The organism is Streptomyces sp. NBC_00876 (assembly GCF_045207435.1).
Taxonomy (GTDB): domain Bacteria; phylum Actinomycetota; class Actinomycetes; order Streptomycetales; family Streptomycetaceae; genus Streptomyces.
The window spans coordinates 3,138,004-3,158,425 of record NZ_CP108800.1 but is presented as its reverse complement, the minus strand read 5'-3'; the positions used below and the strand labels follow the sequence as shown (position 1 = coordinate 3,158,425).

Annotated in this window: 13 protein-coding genes; 9 read left to right on the top strand and 4 right to left on the bottom strand. The window is 70.1% G+C overall.

The genetic code is table 11. The features are described 5' to 3' along the window. Position 1 precedes the first annotated feature (1 nt). From mtrB to OG782_RS13755, 5 genes are all read left to right on the top strand, one after another. Positions 2-2,023, top strand: a complete 2,022-nt coding sequence (mtrB, locus tag OG782_RS13775; protein WP_406450735.1) for an MtrAB system histidine kinase MtrB — start codon at positions 2-4, stop codon at positions 2,021-2,023. An 85-nt stretch (positions 2,024-2,108) separates the two neighbouring features. Then, positions 2,109-3,878, top strand: a complete 1,770-nt coding sequence (locus OG782_RS13770; protein WP_406459048.1) for an LpqB family beta-propeller domain-containing protein — start codon at positions 2,109-2,111, stop codon at positions 3,876-3,878. Between the two features lie 78 nt (positions 3,879-3,956). Then, on the top strand, positions 3,957-4,685 hold the full coding sequence (locus tag OG782_RS13765; RefSeq protein ID WP_406450733.1) for a ComF family protein: 729 nt from the start codon (positions 3,957-3,959) through the stop codon (positions 4,683-4,685). Between the two features lie 322 nt (positions 4,686-5,007). Beyond that, on the top strand, positions 5,008-5,697 hold the full coding sequence (gene hpf, locus OG782_RS13760) for a ribosome hibernation-promoting factor, HPF/YfiA family (protein WP_406450731.1): 690 nt from the start codon (positions 5,008-5,010) through the stop codon (positions 5,695-5,697). Positions 5,698-5,882: 185 nt separating this feature from the next. After that, entirely contained in the window at positions 5,883-6,638 is a 756-nt protein-coding gene (locus OG782_RS13755; protein ID WP_406450729.1) for a response regulator, read from the top strand. 33 nt (positions 6,639-6,671) lie between these two features. Here the strand turns inward: OG782_RS13755 and OG782_RS13750 are convergent, their stop codons facing one another. Continuing rightward, the gene (locus OG782_RS13750) at positions 6,672-7,847 is read right to left on the bottom strand and encodes a winged helix-turn-helix domain-containing protein (protein ID WP_406450727.1); all 1,176 of its coding nucleotides are present in this window, start codon (positions 7,845-7,847) and stop codon (positions 6,672-6,674) included. Between the two features lie 52 nt (positions 7,848-7,899). Next, on the bottom strand, positions 7,900-8,487 hold the full coding sequence (locus OG782_RS13745) for a GNAT family N-acetyltransferase (RefSeq protein WP_406450725.1): 588 nt from the start codon (positions 8,485-8,487) through the stop codon (positions 7,900-7,902). Positions 8,488-8,727: 240 nt separating this feature from the next. Here OG782_RS13745 and secA point away from each other — a divergent pair, with 240 nt between their 5' ends. Further along, complete coding sequence (gene secA / locus OG782_RS13740) at positions 8,728-11,541, top strand: preprotein translocase subunit SecA (protein WP_406450723.1); 2,814 nt, start codon at positions 8,728-8,730, stop codon at positions 11,539-11,541. Between the two features lie 722 nt (positions 11,542-12,263). On the opposite strand, the gene OG782_RS13735 is transcribed toward secA, so the two are convergent. Then, entirely contained in the window at positions 12,264-12,683 is a 420-nt protein-coding gene (locus OG782_RS13735) for an Rv3235 family protein (protein ID WP_406450721.1), read from the bottom strand. Positions 12,684-12,972: 289 nt separating this feature from the next. On the opposite strand from OG782_RS13735, the gene OG782_RS13730 reads away from it, so the two are divergent. Both OG782_RS13730 and OG782_RS13725 read left to right on the top strand, forming a co-directional pair. Next, positions 12,973-13,479 (top strand): DUF6912 family protein, encoded by a 507-nt coding sequence (locus OG782_RS13730; protein ID WP_406450719.1) that lies wholly within the window; start codon positions 12,973-12,975, stop codon positions 13,477-13,479. An 89-nt stretch (positions 13,480-13,568) separates the two neighbouring features. After that, positions 13,569-14,240, top strand: coding sequence for an HAD family hydrolase (locus tag OG782_RS13725; protein WP_406450717.1), 672 nt, complete (start codon positions 13,569-13,571; stop codon positions 14,238-14,240). 22 nt (positions 14,241-14,262) lie between these two features. Here the strand turns inward: OG782_RS13725 and OG782_RS13720 are convergent, their stop codons facing one another. Next, complete coding sequence (locus OG782_RS13720; protein ID WP_406450715.1) at positions 14,263-14,829, bottom strand: DJ-1/PfpI family protein; 567 nt, start codon at positions 14,827-14,829, stop codon at positions 14,263-14,265. A gap of 410 nt (positions 14,830-15,239) precedes the next feature. Here OG782_RS13720 and OG782_RS13715 point away from each other — a divergent pair, with 410 nt between their 5' ends. Beyond that, a complete protein-coding gene (locus tag OG782_RS13715; protein ID WP_406450713.1) occupies positions 15,240-20,255 on the top strand; it encodes an NAD-glutamate dehydrogenase in 5,016 nt (1,671 codons plus the stop codon). Positions 20,256-20,422: the final 167 nt, after the last annotated feature.

The following is a 20,422-nucleotide window of genomic DNA, read 5'->3' as shown; positions in this document are numbered from 1 at the left end:
CATGTCCCTGGGCAGCACTGCTCCGAAGCCCGGGGAGCCGGGAGTCCGTGCGGAGCGGGCTGCCGGTTCAGGGCACACGTCATCTCCGGTCGGGCGCTTCCTGCAGGGCGGCCGGTTGTTCCAGGACCGGGCGCCCGGCGGGCCGGTGCCGCGGCTGCTGATGCGCTGGGTACGGCGTCCGCTGCTGCCCGCAGTACGGCTGTGGCGGCGCAATCTCCAGCTGCGCGTCGTCGCGGGCACGCTGCTGATGTCGCTCGGTGTGGTGCTGCTGCTCGGCCTCGTCGTGATCGGACAGGTGCGCAACGGCCTGCTGGACGCGAAGGGCAAGGCCGCCCAGACCCAGGCCGCGGGCGGGTTCGCGGCTGCCCAGGAGAAGGCGAACGCACCGGTCACCCCCACGGGCCAGGGCGACGACTCGGCGGACGGCACGACGGCCAACAACTCCTGGCGGACCGAGCTCGTCGACCAGCTGGCCAGTGGCGGGAAGAACGCCTTCAACGTGGTGGCGCTCAGCGCCGACGAGGGATCCCGCGCGCCCCGTGGCTCGGGCAGCGTCGAGGCGGCGAGCATTCCGCAGAGTCTGCGGGAGTCGGTGAACAAGGGCCCGGGTGCCTTCCAGACGTACTCCCTGATCCAGTACGAGAACGGGCAGGAGTCGCAGCCCGGTCTCGTCGTGGGCAAGCGTCTCTACGACATCGAGCGCAACCCGTACCAGCTCTACTACGTCTTCCCGCTGACGCAGGAGGAGAAGTCCCTGACCCTGGTCAAGGGCACGCTGGCGACCGCGGGCCTGTTCGTGGTCGTACTGCTCGGGGCCATCGCATGGTTCGTGGTGCGCCAGGTCGTCACACCGGTGCGCATGGCGGCGGGAATCGCCGAGCGGCTCTCCGCCGGCCGGCTGCAGGAGCGGATGAAGGTCACCGGTGAGGACGACATCGCCCGGCTCGGTGAGGCCTTCAACAAGATGGCGCAGAACCTTCAGCTGAAGATTCAGCAGCTGGAGGAGCTCTCCCGGATGCAGCGGCGCTTCGTCTCGGACGTCTCGCACGAGCTGCGGACGCCGTTGACGACGGTACGGATGGCCGCCGATGTCATCCACGAGGCACGCGTCGATTTCGACCCCGTCACGGCCCGCTCCGCGGAACTGCTGGGGGACCAGCTCGACCGGTTCGAGTCGCTGCTCTCCGATCTGCTGGAGATCAGCCGGTTCGACGCGGGCGCCGCGGCGCTGGAGGCGGAGCCGATAGACCTCCGGCAGGTCGTGCGGCGGGTGATCGGCGGTGCCGAGCCCCTGGCCGAGCGCAAGGGCACCCGGATCCGGGTGGTCGGCGACGAGCAGCCGGTGATCGCGGAGGCCGACGCGCGCCGTGTCGAGAGGGTTCTGCGCAACCTGGTCGTCAACGCCGTCGAGCACGGCGAGGGACGCGATGTCGTGGTGCGGATGGGGGTGGCGGGCGGAGCTGTCGCCGTGGCCGTCCGGGACTACGGCGTGGGACTGAAGCCCGGCGAGGCGACCCGGGTGTTCAACCGTTTCTGGCGGGCCGACCCGGCCCGCGCACGGACGACCGGCGGCACCGGCCTCGGGCTGTCCATCGCCGTCGAGGACGCACGGCTGCACGGCGGCTGGCTGCAGGCCTGGGGCGAGCCCGGTGGCGGCTCACAGTTCCGGCTGACGCTGCCGCGTACGGCGGACGAGCCGCTGCGCGGTTCGCCGATACCGCTGGAGCCCGAGGACTCACGGCGCAACCGTGAGAACCGGGAGCGGGCCGCAGCCGCTCCCGTCACGGGCAGCGAGCACCGGCTGATGGCCGTGCCCTCCCAGCCGGCCGGCACGGACCGTTCATCGTTGCCCGTTCCGGCCCGGGCCCCCGTGCCCGCACGGACCGCACCGGCCTCGGTGCACCCGGCGGCACTGCCGGGCAACGGTGCGCGCGTGGTGCCGCGCCCCGCGGAGGACCGGCCGGGCAGCCACAACGACTCTCCGGGGCAGCAGCCGGGGCGGGAGGACACGACTCGTGGGTGACCGTCGTCAGGGCGGCCGTGGACGTGCGGCGGGGCTGACCGTGCTGCTGGGATGCGGTGCGCTGCTCCTGTCCGCGTGCGGCTCGATGCCCGTGACCGGTGACGTCAAGGCTGTGGACGCTTCACAGCCCGGTGACTCCCAGGTGCAGGTGTACGCGGTCGCGCCGCGTGACGGTGCCACCCCGAACGAGGTGGTCGACGGCTTCCTGGAGTCGATGACCAGCGACGACTCCGATTTCCGGACGACGCGCAAGTACCTCACCAAGGAGGCGTCGAGGAGCTGGAGGCCGAGCGCGAACACCACCGTGCTGGCCAAGGCGCCGAACCGGAGCGACCGCCCGGTCCATGAGAGCGACCGCAGCACCGACGCGGTCGGCTACACGCTGTCCGGCGAGAAGGTGGGGACGGTCGACGAGCAGAACGCGTATCAGCCGCTGGCCCCCACGGACTACTCCCGCACTCTTCACCTGGTGCGGCAGAAGGGGCCGGAGGGCAAGGAGTGGCGCATCGACATCGTGCCGGACGGCCTGGTGCTCGGGCAGTCGGACTTCAAGCGGCTCTACCGTTCCGTCAACAAGTTCTACTTCGCGACCGGGCGGTCCGAGGCGCAGTCCACGCTGGTCGCCGACCCCGTCTACATCCGTAACCGGACGGACCCGGTCACCGGTATGGACACGGTGACGCAGGCGGTCCGCAGCCTTCTGCGGGGCCCGACGGACTGGCTGAGGCCGGTGGTCGCATCCCGCTTCCCCGCAGGTACCGGTCTGCGCAAGGGGGTCACCTCGCTGACGCCCGACGACCGCAACGTCCTGAAGGTCCCGCTCAACAAGAAGGCGGACGGGGTCGGGCAGCGCGACTGCCGGATGATGGCCTCGCAGGTGCTCTTCACGCTCCGGGACCTGACATCCGCCCGCGTCGAGCAGGTGGAGCTGCTGCGCTCGGACGGCTCGCCGTTGTGCGTGCTCGGGGCGGATCAGGCGGAGGAGTACGCCCCCGACGGTTCGTCGGGGGGCCCCGACAGTCAGTACTTCGTCGATGACAAGGGGCATGTGCAGCGCATTCCGGGCAGCACCAAGGGCAGCGGTGAGCCGGAGCCGGTGGCCGGACCGTTCGGCAGCGGTTCGCTGCGGGTGAGCGCGGTCGGCGTGGCCCGGGACGAACAGACGGCGGCAGCGCTCTCGCAGCACGGGGACGCGCTCTACGTGTCCTCCATCGCCGCGGACGGTGAGCTTCCCGTTCCGGCGGTGACCAGCAAGGCCGCCCGTACCAAGGACCGGCTCACGGCACCCAGCTGGGACGGCCGGGGCGACCTGTGGGTCGCCGACCGGGACCCGGGCAATTCCAGGCTGCTGCGGCTGGCCGGCGGTGCGGGCAAGCCGCAGGAGGTCACGGTGCCGAGCCTGGGCGGCAGCCGGATCAAGGCGCTGAGGCTGTCCTCGGACGGGGTGCGTATCGCGTTGCTGCTGACGCGCGACGGCCGTACGACGCTGAACATCGGCCGGATCGAGCGGCAGGGGCCGCAGAGCGACGCGCAGGTTTCCGTGGTGGATCTGCGGCAGGCCGCGCCCCAGCTGGCGGATGTGACCGCCATGTCGTGGTCGGGCGGGAGCCGTCTCGTGGTGGTCGGCAAGGAGCAGGGTGGCGTGCAGCAGGTCCGCTATGTGCAGGCGGACGGCTCGACGCCCTCCTCGGGCGTACTGCCCGGGGTGAACCAGGTGCTGGCCATCGCCGCGGCGGACGACGAGCAGTTGCCGCTGATGGCGGACACGTTCGGCGACGGGATAGTGAAACTGCTGCCGGGCGACAACTGGCAGACGGTTCTGAAGGAAGGTTCGGCGCTGGTCTACCCGGGCTGACGTCGAGGGCGCCGCCCGCGCGGCCGGGCGTTGTCCACAGGGGTGGTCCGGCAGCTTCGGCGGGGGCACAGTGGAGTCATGCGCGGGTGGTGGCGGGAGATCACCGGACTGGTCCTGCCGGTGGCCTGCGGTGGCTGCGGCAGACCGCGGACCGGGCTGTGCGAGGAATGCGGCGCTCAGCTGTACGGCGCGGCGCCGCGCCGGGTGCGGCCCGATCCGGAGCCGGCCGGTCTGCCCGTGGTGCATGCCGCCGCCGGGTACGAGAACGCGGTACGGGCGGTGCTGCTGGCCCATAAGGAGCGCGGTGTGCTCGGCCTGGCGGGTGCACTTGGCAAGGCCCTGGCGGGTGCCGTGAGGGCCGGGGCGGGGCAGCCGCCGGACGGGAGACCCCTGCTGCTCGTGCCTGTGCCCTCCGCGCGCCGGGTCGTGGCCGCGCGCGGACATGATCCGGCGCGGAGGATCGCACGGGCGGCCGCGGCGGAGCTGCGGCGCGCAGGAACCCCGGCCGGGGTGGTCGCGGTGCTGAGGCAGCGGCGGCCGGTGGCGGACCAGTCGGGCCTCGGAGCCCGGGAGCGTCAGGCGAATCTGGCGGGCGCGCTGGCCGTGGTGGCCGGGGGTGAGCGGCTGCTTGCCGCCGGACGAGTGGTGCTGGTGGACGACCTGTTGACGACAGGGGCCTCGCTGGCCGAGGCGGCACGGGCGATCGGCGCGGCCGGTGGGCGGGAAATCGCTGGTTCACAGGGGTGCGCGGCGGCCGTAGTCGCAGCATCTCCGGCCGCCTTCGAAATAAACCGGAACTGGAACTGAACTTGCATCGTTGCAGGTAGTGAGTGGGTAGAACGACCTGAACGGAGGTACGTGCGAGTAGCGGGTGCCGACATCCCGCCGGGCAGGCTATGTTCGGTTGTGAGGAATGGTGAATGCCAGACCTCGGCGAATGCACCACCAGGTTTCGGGCAGGCGACCCACCGGTAGTTCAGAAACCGGAAATTCGGTGGGGTGGAGACCTTGCCGACGGGGGAGGAGGAGGTGGAAGTCACCGAGTCCGCGGCTCCGGCCACCACCGGAGCCTGGTGCAAAAGGGAGATGCTCCGCCGCTGAGCGGAGCGATCCGGGAACGGAGTTCTGCGTGGACATCGTCGTCAAGGGCCGCAAGACCGAGGTGCCCGAGCGGTTCCGCAAGCACGTGGCCGAGAAGCTGAAGCTGGACAAGATCCAGAAGTTCGACGGCAAGGTGATCAGCCTCGACGTGGAGGTGTCCAAGGAGCCGAATCCTCGTCAGGCAGACCGTTCCGACCGGGTGGAGATCACGCTCCGCTCGCGTGGACCGGTCATCAGGGCAGAAGCGGCCGCAGGCGACCCGTACGCAGCGCTGGACCTGGCCACAGGCAAGCTGGAGGCGCGGCTGCGCAAGCAGCACGACAAGCGCTACAGCCGCCGCGGCACGGGTCGTATCTCCGCTGCGGAGGTCGGTGAAATGGTGCCGGACGCGGCCTCGTTCAACGGCGACGGGGAACTGATCGCCGACGAAACGGCACAGCCCGTGCCCACCACCAGGATCGGCTCGCTCGAGGTACAGGGCGAAGGACCGCTGGTGATGCGCGAGAAGACGCACGTCGCGGCACCCATGGCGCTCGACCAGGCGCTCTACGAGATGGAGCTGGTCGGTCATGACTTCTATCTGTTCGTCGACTCCGAGACGAAGGAACCGAGTGTCGTCTACCGGCGGCATGCCTACGACTACGGTGTCATCCACCTGAGGACCGACCCGCTGGCCGCCGACGAGGCGGGCGGCGCGGGCGGTGCGCTCGGCGGCTGACGCCACCACTTCGGGGTGCCCCTGGAGCGTCTGTGCGCTCCCAGGGGCACCCGCGTGCCACCACAGGATCACCGCTCTGAGGTCCAGGCATGAAATCATGGCGGCCCAAGCCAATCGCTGTTCTGTGAACTGCCGTTGGCGGACAGTTTGTGAACTTCAGGCCGTGGCCTTCAGGGGGAGGAACGATGGCGGACACCTTCGGGCCCGTGCGCGATGCGAATGCTGCCGGCGATGCTGCCGGTGTCCATACCGGCGGTGACGAGGACGGTGGTTACCGCAAGGAGCCGATCCGGGTCCTAGTGGTCGACGACCACGCTCTCTTCCGCAGAGGTCTGGAGATCGTCCTCGCACAGGAGGAGGACATCCAGGTCGTCGGCGAGGCGGGGGACGGGGCGGAGGCCGTCGACAAGGCGGCCGATCTGCTGCCCGACATCGTGCTGATGGATGTCCGGATGCCCAAGCGGGGCGGTATCGAGGCCTGCACCTCCATCAAGGAGGTGGCACCCAGCGCGAAGATCATCATGCTGACGATCAGTGATGAGGAGGCCGATCTGTACGACGCCATCAAGGCGGGCGCCACCGGCTATCTCCTCAAGGAGATCTCCACGGACGAGGTCGCCACCGCGATTCGCGCGGTCGCCGACGGGCAGTCCCAGATCAGCCCCTCCATGGCGTCCAAACTGCTCACCGAGTTCAAGTCGATGATCCAGCGGACCGACGAGCGCCGGCTGGTACCGGCGCCCCGGCTCACCGAACGCGAGCTCGAAGTCCTCAAACTGGTTGCTACGGGCATGAACAATCGGGATATCGCGAAGGAACTCTTCATTTCCGAGAACACGGTGAAGAACCACGTCCGCAACATTCTGGAGAAGCTGCAGCTGCACTCCCGGATGGAAGCCGTGGTCTATGCCATGCGGGAGAAGATCCTCGAGATCAGGTGACCGGGCCGGGGGCAAAGCCCCGGTAATGCGCGGTCAGGCCAGGGCGCGGGTGATTTCCCGGGTGAGCGGACCGCGCAGCTCCGGTGCGTCCACCCGCTCCAGGCGCACGTCCGTGCAGCCGACCCAGGAGGCGGCCTCCACCAGCGCCTCGGCCATCGGCGCCACGGCCTTCGCGTCCGCCAGGGACACCTGCCGGGCGACGAGCGTCGCGCCCTCGCGGGCCGGGTCGACCCGGCCCCGCAGCCGGCCGCCCGCCAGCAGGGGCATCGCGAAGTAGCCGTGGATGCGCTTGGGCCGGGGCACGTAGGCCTCCAGCCGGTGGGTGAAACCGAAGATCCGCTCGGTGCGCGCCCGCTCCCAGATGAGTGAGTCGAACGGCGAGAGCAACGTCGTACGGTGGCGGCCGCGCGGTTCGGTGGCCAGTGCGGCCGGATCCGCCCAGGCGGGCTTCGCCCAGCCCTGCACCGTCACCGGCACCAGCCCGGAGTCCGCCACCACGGCGTCGAACTGCTCGCCCTTGAGACGGTGGTAGTCGGCGATGTCCGCGCGGGTGCCGACGCCCAGTGACTGCCCCGCGAGCGCCACCAGCCGGCGCAGGCACTCCGCGTCGTCCAGATCGTCGTGCAGCACGGCGTCGGGCAGGGCACGCTCCGCGAGGTCGTAGACCCGCTTCCAGCCGCGTCGCTCGGTGCACACCACCTCGCCGTACATCAGGGCCCGCTCGACGGCCACCTTCGAAGCGGACCAGTCCCACCACTCCCCGCCGTTCTTCGCGCCGCCCAGTTCCGTCGCCGTCAGGGGGCCCTCGGTGAGCAGCTGCTTGATGACGGTGTCGTACGCGCCGTCCGGCAGGTCGTGGTGCCACTGGGGCCGGGCACGGTAGGCGCGGCGGCGGAAGGCGAAGTGCGGCCACTCCTCGACCGGCAGGATGCAGGCCGCGTGCGACCAGTACTCGAAGGCGCGGCCCCCCGTCCAGTACGCGTCCTCGACCGTGCGACGGCCCACCGCGCCCAGGCGCGCGTACGGAATCAGTTCGTGCGAGCGCGCGAGCACCGAGATCGTGTCGAGCTGTACGGCGCCGAGGTGGCGCAGCACTCCGGGCACCCCGGCCCGGCGGTCCGGGGCGCCCAGGAAGCCCTGGGCGCGCAGGGCGATCCTGCGTGCCTGGTCGGCGGAGAGTTCGGCTGCGGGAGGCTGCACAGACGTCATGCCTCGCACCCTAGAGGGCCGCACTGACATCCCTGCCGGGGATGTGCGGACATCACGGACGGGTGGGGGCGGCCGCCGGCAGATAGGCGTGGGTGCCGGACAGGCCGAGGTCGGACGGGAGCAGCGCGCCGGTCCACGTATCGCGTCGTACTCCCTTGTTGAGCAGCCCGGAGCGCTGGTCGCCCTCCATGCGGAAGCCGGCGCGCAGTGCGACGGCGCGTGAGGCCGAGTTCCCGGTCTCGGCCCGCCACTCGAGCCGGTCACCGCCGAGCGAGGTGAAGGTCCAGTGGGCGGCCGAGAGGACCGCTTCCGTCGTGTGGCCGAGGCCGCGGTGTCCGGGGGCCGCCCAGAAGCCGACCTCGTACGTGCCCGGCAGGCTGCGGCGGCTGATGCCGAGGGCTCCGGTCAGGGCCCCGCCCTCGCGCAGCACCACGGCGAAGTTGTACGTGGAGTCGTCCTGCCAGCCGCCCGGCGAGAACTCCCGGGTGAAGAGTTCGGCGTCGGCGCGGCCGTACGGGGAGGGGACGACCGTCCAGCGCTGGATGTCGGGGGCCTGGCAGGCCGCGTACACATCGTCCGCGTCGCCCGGGGCGAAGGGGCGGAGCAGCAGGCGTTCGGTGGTGAGAGTGATCGGCTCCATGTACGGATTCTGCGGAGGGAACGGTCGCGGGTCGAGTACTTTTCGGGCTTCCCGGCACCTTCGGCACCCTTCGGCCGTTGACTCGGAAGGGCACTGCGGGGTCAACGCAGTGGCAGCCCTCCCGGCGCGGCGGGGTCCTCGCTTACGATGGCCGTTGCGGTGGGGCCCACCTGCCGTGCCCGCGCCAGAGTCCATAACACGACCCAGTGCCAGGCCCGACCGGCAAGGAGACCAGCCTCAGTGTCCGTCTTCAACAAGCTCATGCGTGCAGGCGAAGGCAAGATCCTGCGCAAACTGCACCGCATCGCGGACCAGGTCAGCTCCATCGAAGAGGACTTCGTCAACCTCTCCGACGCCGAGCTGCGGGCGCTCACCGACGAGTACAAGGAACGGTACGCGGACGGCGAGAGCCTGGACGACCTGCTTCCCGAGGCATTCGCGACGGTCCGTGAGGCCGCCAAGCGGGTCCTCGGACAGCGCCACTACGACGTCCAGATGATGGGCGGCGCAGCTTTGCACCTCGGCTATGTGGCCGAGATGAAGACCGGCGAGGGCAAGACCTTGGTCGGCACCCTGCCCACGTATCTCAATGCGCTCTCCGGCAAGGGCGTGCACCTGATCACGGTCAACGACTACCTGGCCGAGCGCGACTCGGAGATGATGGGCCGGGTCCACAAGTTCCTCGGGCTGTCCGTCGGCTGCATCATCGCCAACATGACGCCGGCCCAGCGCCGCGAGCAGTACAACTGCGACATCACGTACGGCACGAACAACGAGTTCGGTTTCGACTACCTCCGCGACAACATGGCGTGGTCGCAGGACGAGCTCGTCCAGCGCGGTCACAACTTCGCGGTCGTCGACGAGGTCGACTCGATCCTGGTCGACGAGGCCCGTACGCCGCTGATCATCTCCGGTCCCGCCGACCAGGCCACCAAGTGGTACGGCGACTTCGCCAAGCTGGTCACGCGTCTGGCCAAGGGCGAGGCGGGCAACCCGCTCAAGGGCATCGAGGAGACCGGCGACTACGAGGTCGACGAGAAGAAGCGCACTGTCGCGATCCATGAGTCCGGTGTCGCGAAGGTCGAGGACTGGCTCGGCATCGAGAACCTCTACGAGTCGGTGAACACCCCCCTCGTCGGGTACCTCAACAACGCCATCAAGGCCAAGGAACTCTTCAAGAAGGACAAGGACTACGTCGTCATCGACGGCGAAGTCATGATCGTCGACGAGCACACCGGCCGTATCCTCGCCGGCCGCCGCTACAACGAGGGCATGCACCAGGCGATCGAGGCGAAGGAAGGGGTGGACATCAAGGACGAGAACCAGACGCTCGCCACGATCACCCTGCAGAACTTCTTCCGCCTGTACGACAAGCTCTCGGGCATGACCGGTACGGCGATGACCGAGGCCGCCGAGTTCCACCAGATCTACAAGCTCGGCGTGGTGCCGATCCCGACCAACCGGCCGATGGTCCGGGCCGACCAGTCGGACCTGATCTACCGCACCGAGGTCGCGAAGTTCGCCGCCGTCGTCGACGACATCGCCGAGAAGCACGAGAAGGGCCAGCCGATCCTGGTCGGCACCACCTCGGTCGAGAAGTCCGAGTACCTCTCGCAGCAGCTGTCCAAGCGCGGCGTGCAGCACGAGGTCCTCAACGCCAAGCAGCACGACCGTGAGGCGACGATCGTCGCCCAGGCCGGCCGCAAGGGCGCGGTCACGGTCGCGACGAACATGGCCGGCCGCGGTACGGACATCAAGCTGGGCGGCAACCCGGACGACCTCGCCGAGGCGGAGCTGCGTCAGCGGGGTCTCGACCCCGTGGAGCACGTCGAGGAGTGGGCGGCCGCGCTGCCCGCCGCGCTGGAGAAGGCCGAGCAGGCCGTGAAGGCGGAGTTCGAGGAGGTCAAGGACCTCGGCGGGCTGTACGTCCTGGGCACCGAGCGGCACGAGTCGCGCCGTATCGACAACCAGCTGCGCGGTCGTTCCGGCCGTCAGGGCGACCCGGGCGAGTCCCGCTTCTACCTGTCGCTCGGTGACGACCTGATGCGTCTGTTCAAGGCGCAGATGGTCGAGCGCGTCATGTCGATGGCCAATGTGCCCGACGACGTGCCGATCGAGAACAAGATGGTGACGCGGGCGATCGCGTCGGCGCAGTCGCAGGTCGAGCAGCAGAACTTCGAGACGCGTAAGAACGTCCTGAAGTACGACGAGGTGCTCAACCGGCAGCGTGAGGTCATCTACGGCGAGCGGCGCCGGGTCCTGGAGGGTGAGGACCTGCAGGACCAGATCCGCCACTTCATGGACGACACGATCGACGACTACATCCGCCAGGAGACGGCGGAGGGGTTCGCCGAGGAGTGGGACCTGGACCGGCTGTGGGGCGCCTTCAAGCAGCTCTACCCGGTGAAGGTCACGGTCGCCGAGCTGGAGGAGGCCGCCGGGGACCTTGCCGGTGTGACCGCCGAGTTCATCGCGGAGTCCGTCAAGGACGACATCCACGAGCAGTACGACGAGCGGGAGAAGACGCTCGGCTCGGACATCATGCGTGAGCTGGAGCGGCGCGTGGTGCTGTCCGTCCTGGACCGCAAGTGGCGTGAGCACCTCTACGAGATGGACTATCTCCAGGAGGGCATCGGCCTGCGGGCCATGGCGCAGAAGGACCCGCTGGTCGAGTACCAGCGCGAGGGCTTCGACATGTTCAACGCCATGATGGAGGGCATCAAGGAGGAGTCCGTCGGCTACCTGTTCAACCTGGAGGTCCAGGTCGAGCAGCAGGTCGAGGAGGTTCCGGTGCAGGATGCGGCCGAGCGCACCTCGCTGTCGAAGGAGGACGGCGTTCCGGCGGCGCGTCCGGAGATCCGGGCCAAGGGGCTCGAGGCTCCGCAGCGTCCGGACCGGCTCCACTTCTCCGCTCCCACGGTGGACGGGGAGGGCGGGGTCGTCGAGGGCGACTTCTCCAACGGTGAGGGTGAGGCGGAGTCGGACGGGCTCACCCGGGCGGAGCGGCGTAAGGCGCAGAAGAGTGGTGGGGGTGGGCGGCGGCGCAAGAAGTAGCGTGCGCTTCGCTGATCGCTGATCGTTTGTTGCGGCCGGGGCCGGGCACCGTTGGGTGTCCGGCCCCGGCCGTTGGCCGTTGTGTGCCGGGGCGGGGGTTTGCCGCGGGGTGGGTGCGGCGTGGGGGTGGGTGCGGGGGTGGCCGCTGCGCGGGGCCTCGTCCCCTACCCGCCCCTTCCCGAAACCGGGGCTCCGCCCCGGACCCCGCTCCTCAAACGCCGGAGGGGCTGGGTGGGGCGGGGCTGTGGCTGGGTGGGCCGCTTGGGTTGGGTGGGCCGGGTGTGGCCGGGTGGGCCGGGTGGGCCGGGTAGGCCGGGTGAGCTAGGTGGGCCGGGTAGGCCAGGTGGGCCAGGTGGGCCGGATGAGCCGGGCCGGCAGGGTGGGCCGTGTAGGCCGGATGAGCCGGATGAGTCAGATCGGCCGTGTGGGCCGCGTGGGCCGGGTGAGCCGCACCGGCAGGGTGGGCCGGATGAGCCAGATCGGCCGGGTGGGCCGTGTGGGCCGGGTGAGCCGCACCGGCAGGGTGGGCCGGATGAGCCAGATCGGCCGGGTGAGCCGGGTGAGCCGGGTGAGCCGGGTGAGTCGGGTGAGCCGGGTGTGGCCGGGGTGGGCTGGTGTGTGGCCGGGCCTTCTGTGTGGGCGGCTCCTGGGGTGGGTGTGGGTGGGCTCCTGGGTGTAGGTGTGGTCGGGCTGGCGGGTGGGGTGTGCGGCCGTCGGTTTGGTCAGCGGTGGCGGATGGGGGTGCTGCCCAGTTCCACCGCGGCGCAGCGCCAGCGGAGGTCGGGGCCCTGTTCCAGGCGGAAGGCCATGGCGCGTACCTCTTCGCCCGCCGCGATGCTTGCGCAGGCCTCCACGACGCCCGGAGCCGGCTGGGCGCCGCGGCACATGCGGATGACCGGGCGGGCGCCGCGGCTCCTGAGCGGGGTGGCGGGGGCCAGTTCGGCGAGCTGGTCGTAGGCCTCGCCGATCGTGTGGCCGAGCATCCAGTGGACGGGGCGCTGGCCGCTGAGGACCGCCAGGAGACGTTCGGCGAACCATTGGTGGGGCCGGACCCGCTGGGGTGTCCGGCGGCGTTGTGCGGGTACGGTTTCGGGCCTGCGTGCGTCGTGCCGTCCGGCGGGCCGGGTCCTGTTCGTGGTCATCGCTGTCGCCCCCGTGCTTCAGAGGCCCGGATCAGTACCGGGCGGTAACTTCTGCTGTGGATCTTCTACGGGGGTGGCGGAGGCGCCGCAAGCGTCGATCGGCCGGGGGTGGCGGACGCGTGATTCACCTATCCGGGTGATGGAGGCGGTCCGGTGAGGGGGCCGGGGGCGGGCCGGGCAGGGTGAGGGGCGGTTGCCGGGTGGACGGGGCCGGGCCCGTACACGTAACCCCAAAGGGGGACGCCGCACGTATCCTGAGGGCGTCTCCGACTACGAAAGCGGCCCAGCCATGCGCGTGTACGTCCCCCTGACCCTCTCCGGTCTCGCAGCGGCGCACCGGGCCGGCGAAGTCGGTCCCGGACCGCTGACCGCCTACGCGGTGACCCCCGCGCTGCGCGAGTGGTACGTCTCCGACGACATCGAGGAGCTGGAGTACGCCGCGCTGACCAGGGCCGCGTCCGCGTCGCTGCGGATGATCGCCGGGGACCCCGGAGCCGTTCGCCGCCGCGTCGTCGTCGCCGTCGATGTGCCGGACGGGGCCGCGGTCGCCGACCCGGGCCATGTCCTGGACGCCTCCTCGCTCGGTGAGGTCACCATCGCCTCCGCGGTCGCGCTGGCCGAGGCCGCTGCCGTGCACGTCGACTCGGACGAGGCGGACAAGGACGTCACGGCGGCCGCGGCCGTCCTGGGGGCGGCGGACCTGGGCGACGACGACGCACAGTTCACCGTCGACGGAGCCGAGGACCACGAGCTGCTGTGGTTCGGCGTTCAGGAGATCCCGAACCTGATCGGCTGACCGGTTTTCCGGCCGGTCCGCCAGACCGTGGCGAAAGCTTGGTCCTGCCGTTCGTCCGATTGTCAGTGGCAGCAGGTATTTTTCTGGACATGGGGACGCACGGGAATCACCGCACGCATCTGGTCTGGGACTGGAACGGCACGCTGCTCGACGACAACACCGCGGTCGTCGGCGCGACCAATGCCGCGTTCGGCGAGGTCGGCCTGGAGCCGATCACTCTGGAGCAGTACCGGGAGATGTACTGCATCCCGATACCGCGTTTCTATGAACGGATGATGGGCCGGCTGCCCACGGACGCCGAGTGGGAGCGGATGGACGGGATCTTCCACACCTACTACACGCAGCAGCGGGACGCCTGCGGGCTGACCGAGGGGGCCGCGGAGCTGCTCGCCCAGTGGCAGCTGGCCGGCCGGAGCCAGTCCATCATGAGCATGTACCGGCACGACGAGCTGCTGCCCGTGGTGCGCGGATACGGCATCGAGCGGCACTTCGTGCGTGTCGACGGGCGTACCGGGCCCTCCGGCGGCAGCAAGGCGCAGTACATGGAGCGGCACTTCGCGGCGCTGGACGGGATATCCCCGCAGCACACGGTGGTCATCGGTGACGCGGTGGACGATGCGGTGGCCGCCGCCCATGTAGGAGCGAGAGCGGTGCTCTACACGGGCGGTTCGCACAGCCGGGCCAGTCTGGAAGCGGCCGGGGTGCCCGTCGTGGACACCCTGGCCGAGGCCGCCGCCCTCGCCGAGCAGCTCGGCGGGTAGCGGCCGGCCGGGGAGCGGTGGTTCAGGTCACCGGAGCCTTGGTGCGCAGCACGGTCAGGAATTCACGCATCCAGGCCGAGTGGTCGGGCCAGGCGCGGGACGAGACCAGCGTGCCGTCCACCACGACCTCGGTGTCCTCGAAGGCGGCTCCGGCGGTCTCCATGTCCGGTTCCAGCGCGGGGTAGGCCGTGACCCGGCGGTTCTTCAGCGCGCCGGCCGCGGCCGACATCAGCGGACCGTGGCAGATCTGGGCCACCGGGCGGTCCGCGTCGAAGAACGCCGAGAGGATCTTGCGGAGGTCCGCGTCGTTGCGCAGGTATTCGGGCGCGCGGCCGCCGGGGATCACCAGGGCCACATAGTCGTCCGGGTCGACCTCGGCGAAGGCCAGGTCGGCGGGCCAGGTGTAGCCGGGCTTCTCGGTGTAGGTGTCGAAGCCGGGCTCGAAATCGTGGACCACGAAGCGGAGCGTCTTGCGGGAAGGAGCGGCGATATCGACGTCGTAACCCTCCTCGCGCAGCCGCTGGTACGGATAGAGGACCTCGAGAGACTCGGCGGCGTCGCCGGTGACGATCAGGATCTTCGGTGCCATGACGGGGCTCCCCACGGTGCGTCGGCCTGCACTGACCGGATACCAGATATCCAGCTACCAGAGTGCGGCAGCACGGGCCTCCGCGCTGTCCAGACTGTCAAAGTTCGGGGTCTTCTTTTGTACACATACGGCTCGTGACGGTTACCGGGGTGGGCGAGATAGCCTGGACCCCGTGATCAGCGCGATACGCCTCGGGGGCAGCGAAGCCCCCGGCCTGCGCCCGGAGTGCCACAGCACCCGGGCCATGACTGATCCCTTCAGCCCGGCCCGACTGCCAAAATTGGCCAATAAGGTCCCGGGCGTCTCTCATTGCGGCATAGCGTCGACCGAGACCGGACACCCCGCGTCGTGGCGGTACGCCGACCTTTTCACCTACGTCACGCAACGGCGCGCGACAGGAGCCAGAGGACATGCAGACCAAGCTGGACGAAGCCAAGGCCGAGCTGCTCGCACGGGCCGCCAAGGTAGCTGACAACAGCCCGGGCGGTGGTGTCGGCGGCCCGGGCGGTACCTCCCGGGTGCACGTTGCGGCCGCCGGGACCGGGCAGGAGCGTCCGGCCCAGGACGTGCTGCTCGCCTATCTCCAGCGCTACTACCTCCACACGGCTCCGGAGGACATCGCGGGCCGGGACCCGGTCGACGTCTTCGGCGCCGCGTCCTCCCACTACCGGCTGGCCCAGGACCGTCCGCAGGGCACGGCGAACGTCCGGGTGCACACCCCGACGGTCGAGGAGAACGGCTGGACCTCCAGCCACTCCGTCGTCGAGGTCGTCACCGACGACATGCCGTTCCTGGTCGACTCCGTCACCAATGAGCTCTCCCGGCAGGGGCGCGGCATCCATGTCGTGATCCACCCGCAGGTCATCGTCCGGCGCGATGTGACCGGCAAGCTGATCGAGGTCCTCACCGACGGCGCCGGCCTCTCGAAGGGCCCCCGGACCGGCCGCGAGAACGCCAAGGGAGCGAAGGACGCCAAGGCCGAGCTGCCGCACGACGCGCTCGTCGAGTCCTGGATCCACGTCGAGATCGACCGTGAGACCGACCGCGCCGACCTCAAGCAGATCCAGGCCGACCTGCTGCGGGTGCTGTCCGACGTACGGGAGACCGTCGAGGACTGGGAGAAGATGCGCGACGCCGCGCTGCGCATCGCCGACGACCTGCCCGGCGAGCCGCTCGACGACCTGGCCGACGACGAGGTGAACGAGGCACGGGAACTGCTGCGCTGGCTCGCCGCCGACCACTTCACCTTCCTCGGCTACCGCGAGTACGAGCTGAAGGACAGCGACGCGCTGGCCGCCGTGCCCGGCACCGGTCTCGGCATCCTGCGCGCCGACCCGCACCACAGCGAGGACGAGGCGCACCCCGTCAGCCCCTCCTTCGACCGGCTGCCCGCCGACGTCCGGGCCAAGGCCCGCGAGCACCGGCTCCTCGTGCTGACCAAGGCCAACAGCCGGGCGACCGTGCACCGCCCCAGCTACCTCGACTACGTCGGCGTGAAGAAGTTCGACGCCGACGGCAACGTCGTCGGTGAGCGCCGCTTCCTCGGACTGTTCTCGTCCGCCGCCTACACCGAGTCCGTGCGCCGGGTGCCCGTCATCCGCCGCAAGGTCGCCGAGGTGCTGGAGGGCGCGGGCTTCACGTACAACAGCCACGACGGCCGCGACCTGCTGCAGATCCTGGAGACGTACCCCCGCGACGAGCTCTTCCAGACGCCCGTCGACCAGCTGCGCTCCATCGTCACCTCGGTGCTCTACCTCCAGGAGCGGCGCCGGCTCCGGCTCTACCTGCGCCAGGACGAGTACGGCCGCTACTACTCCGCGATCGTCTACCTGCCGCGCGACCGCTACACCACCGGTGTGCGCCTGCGGCTGATCGACATCCTCAAGGAGGAGCTGAACGGCACCAGCGTCGACTTCACCGCCTGGAACACCGAGTCGATCCTGTCCAGGCTGCACTTCGTCGTCCGGGTCGCCCCCGGCAGTGAACTGCCCAGCCTCACCGACGCCGAGGCGGACCGCATCGAGGCCCGGCTCGTCGAGGCCGCCCGTTCCTGGGCCGACGGCTTCCAGGAGGCGCTCGGCGCCGAGTGCGGCGAGGAGCGTGCCGCCGAACTCCTGCGCCAGTACGGGCACTCGTTCACCGAGGGCTACAAGGCCGACCACTCGCCGCGCGCCGCCGTGGCCGACCTGGTCCACCTCGAGGCCCTCAAGCAGGACGAGAAGGACTTCGCCCTCAGCCTGTACGAGCCGGTCGGCGCCGCCCCCGGCGAGCGCCGCTTCAAGATCTACCGGACCGGCGAGCAGGTCTCCCTGTCCGCCGTCCTGCCCGCGCTCCAGCGGCTCGGTGTCGAGGTCGTCGACGAGCGCCCGTACGAGCTGCGCTGCGCGGACCGCACGCACGCCTGGATCTACGACTTCGGGCTGCGGATGCCGCAGGCCACGGGCAACGGCGGCTACCTCGCCGACGACGCCCGCGAGCGGTTCCAGGAGGCCTTCGCGGCCGTGTGGACCGGTGCGGCGGAGAACGACGGCTTCAACGCGCTGGTGCTGAGCGCCGGTCTACACTGGCGGCAGGCGATGGTGCTGCGCGCCTACGCGAAGTACCTGCGCCAGGCCGGATCGACCTTCAGCCAGGATTACATGGAGAGCACTCTCCAGAACAACGTCCACACCACCCGGCTGCTGGTCTCGCTCTTCGAGGCCCGGATGTCGCCGGACCGCCAGAGCGCCGGCACGGAGCTGACCGACGGGCTCCTCGAAGAGCTCGACGGGGCCCTGGACCAGGTCGCCTCGCTCGACGAGGACCGGATCCTGCGGTCCTTCCTCACCGTCATCAAGGCCACCCTGCGCACCAACTTCTTCCAGCGCGCCGACAGCGGCGAGCCGCACGCGTACGTGTCGATGAAGTTCGACCCGCAGTCCATCCCGGACCTCCCGGCGCCCCGCCCGGCGTTCGAGATCTGGGTCTACTCGCCCCGGGTCGAGGGCGTCCACCTGCGCTTCGGCAAGGTCGCCCGCGGTGGTCTGCGCTGGTCCGACCGGCGCGAGGACTTCCGTACGGAGATCCTCGGCCTGGTCAAGGCGCAGATGGTGAAGAACACCGTCATCGTGCCGGTCGGCGCCAAGGGCGGCTTCGTCGCCAAGCAGCTCCCCGACCCGGCCGTCGACCGTGACGCCTGGATGGCCGAGGGCATCGCCTCCTACCGCACCTTCATCTCGGCGCTGCTCGACATCACCGACAACATGGTGGCCGGCGAGGTCGTGCCGCCCAAGGACGTCGTCCGGCACGACGAGGACGACACCTACCTCGTCGTCGCCGCCGACAAGGGCACCGCGAAGTTCTCCGACATCGCCAACGAGGTCGCCGTCGCCTACGGCTTCTGGCTCGGCGACGCGTTCGCCTCCGGCGGTTCGGCGGGGTACGACCACAAGGGCATGGGCATCACCGCCCGCGGCGCCTGGGAATCGGTCAAGCGGCACTTCCGTGAGCTGGGCCACGACACCCAGACCGAGGACTTCACCGTCGTCGGCGTCGGCGACATGTCGGGCGACGTCTTCGGCAACGGGATGCTGCTCTCCGAGCACATCCGGCTCGTCGCGGCCTTCGACCACCGGCACATCTTCATCGACCCGAAGCCGGACGCCGCCACCTCGTACGCCGAGCGGCGCCGTCTCTTCGACCTGCCGCGCAGCTCCTGGGCCGACTACAACAAGGAGCTGATCTCGGCGGGCGGCGGCATCCACCCGCGCAGCGCCAAGTCCATCCCGGTCAACGCGCACATCCGCGAGGCGCTCGGCATCGAGGCCGGGGTCACCAAGATGACGCCCGCCGACCTGATGCAGACCATCCTCAAGGCCCCCGTCGACCTGGCGTGGAACGGCGGCATCGGTACGTACATCAAGTCCTCCGCCGAGTCGAACGCGGACGTCGGCGACAAGGCCAACGACGCGATCCGCGTCAACGGCGAGGACCTGCGGGCCAAGGTCGTCGGCGAGGGCGGCAACCTCGGCGCCACCCAGCTCGGCCGGATCGAGTTCGCCCGCACCGGTGGCCGGATCAACACCGACGCGATCGACAACAGCGCCGGTGTGGACACCTCCGACCACGAGGTGAACATCAAGATCCTGCTCAACGGCCTGGTCCGGGACGGCGACATGACCGTCAAGCAGCGCAACAAGCTGCTCGCCGAGATGACCGACGAGATCGGCCGGTTGGTACTGCGCAACAACTACGCGCAGAACACCGTGCTCGCCAACTCGGTCGCCCAGGCGTCCTCCCTGCTCCACGCCCAGCAGCGCTTCATGCGCCGGCTGGGCCGCGACGGGTACCTCGACCGGGCTCTGGAGTTTCTGCCCACCGACCGGCAGATCCGCGAACTGCTCAGCGCCGGCAAGGGGCTCAGCCAGCCCGAGCTGGCCGTGCTGCTCGCCTACACGAAGATCACGGCGGCGCAGGAGCTGATCGGGACCAGCCTGCCGGACGACGCGCATCTGCAGAAGCTGCTGCACGCCTACTTCCCGCGGCAGTTGCGCGAGCAGTTCCCCGAGTCGGTCGACGGGCACGCGCTGCGGCGCGAGATCATCACCACGGTCCTGGTGAACGACACGGTGAACACCGGTGGTTCGACCTTCCTGCACCGGCTGCGGGAAGAGACCGGTGCCTCGATCGAGGAGATCGTGCGGGCGCAGTTCGCGGCCCGCGAGATCTTCGGGCTCGGCAAGGTGTGGGATGCCGTCGAGGCGCTCGACAACAAGGTCGCCGCCGATGTGCAGACCCGGATCAGGCTGCACTCGCGCCGGCTCGTCGAGCGCGGCTCGCGCTGGCTGCTCGGCAACCGGCCGCAGCCGCTGGAGATCGCCGGGACGATCGACTTCTTCCGGGACGGGGTCGCCCAGGTCTGGGCGGAGCTGCCCAAGATGCTGATGGGCGCCGACCAGGAGTGGTACCAGGGCATCCTGGACGAGCTCACTGAGGCGGGGGTGCCGGACGAGCTGGCGCAGCGCGTCGCCGGGTTCTCGTCCGCCTTCCCGGCGCTCGACATCGTGGCGATCGCGGACCGTACGGGGAAGGACCCGCTGGCCGTCGCCGAGGTGTACTACGACCTCGCGGACCGGCTGGGCATCACCCAGCTGATGGACCGGATCATCGAGCTGCCGCGGGCCGACCGCTGGCAGTCCATGGCCCGCGCCTCCATCCGCGAGGACCTGTACGCCGCGCACGCGGCACTCACGGGTGACGTGCTGAGTGCGGGCAACGGGTCGTCCACGCCGCAGGAGCGGTTCGAGGCGTGGGAGGAGAAGAACGCGGCGATCCTGACGCGTTCGCGCTCCACGCTGGAGGAGATCCAGGGCTCGGACGCGTTCGACCTGGCGAACCTGTCGGTGGCGATGCGGACGATGCGGACGCTGCTGCGTACGCACGTGTAGGGGTTGGGCGAGGCGGCTGCCGGGTGTGTACCGGTGGCCGCCTTCGCCTTGTCCTCAAGCGCCGGACGGGCTCGTGTGGGTGCTGCCCCGGCCGGGGTTCGGGTTTTGTCCTCAAGCGCCGGACGGGCTTGGTTGTGCCGGGTGTGGGCTTCGAGGTGGTGGGTGGG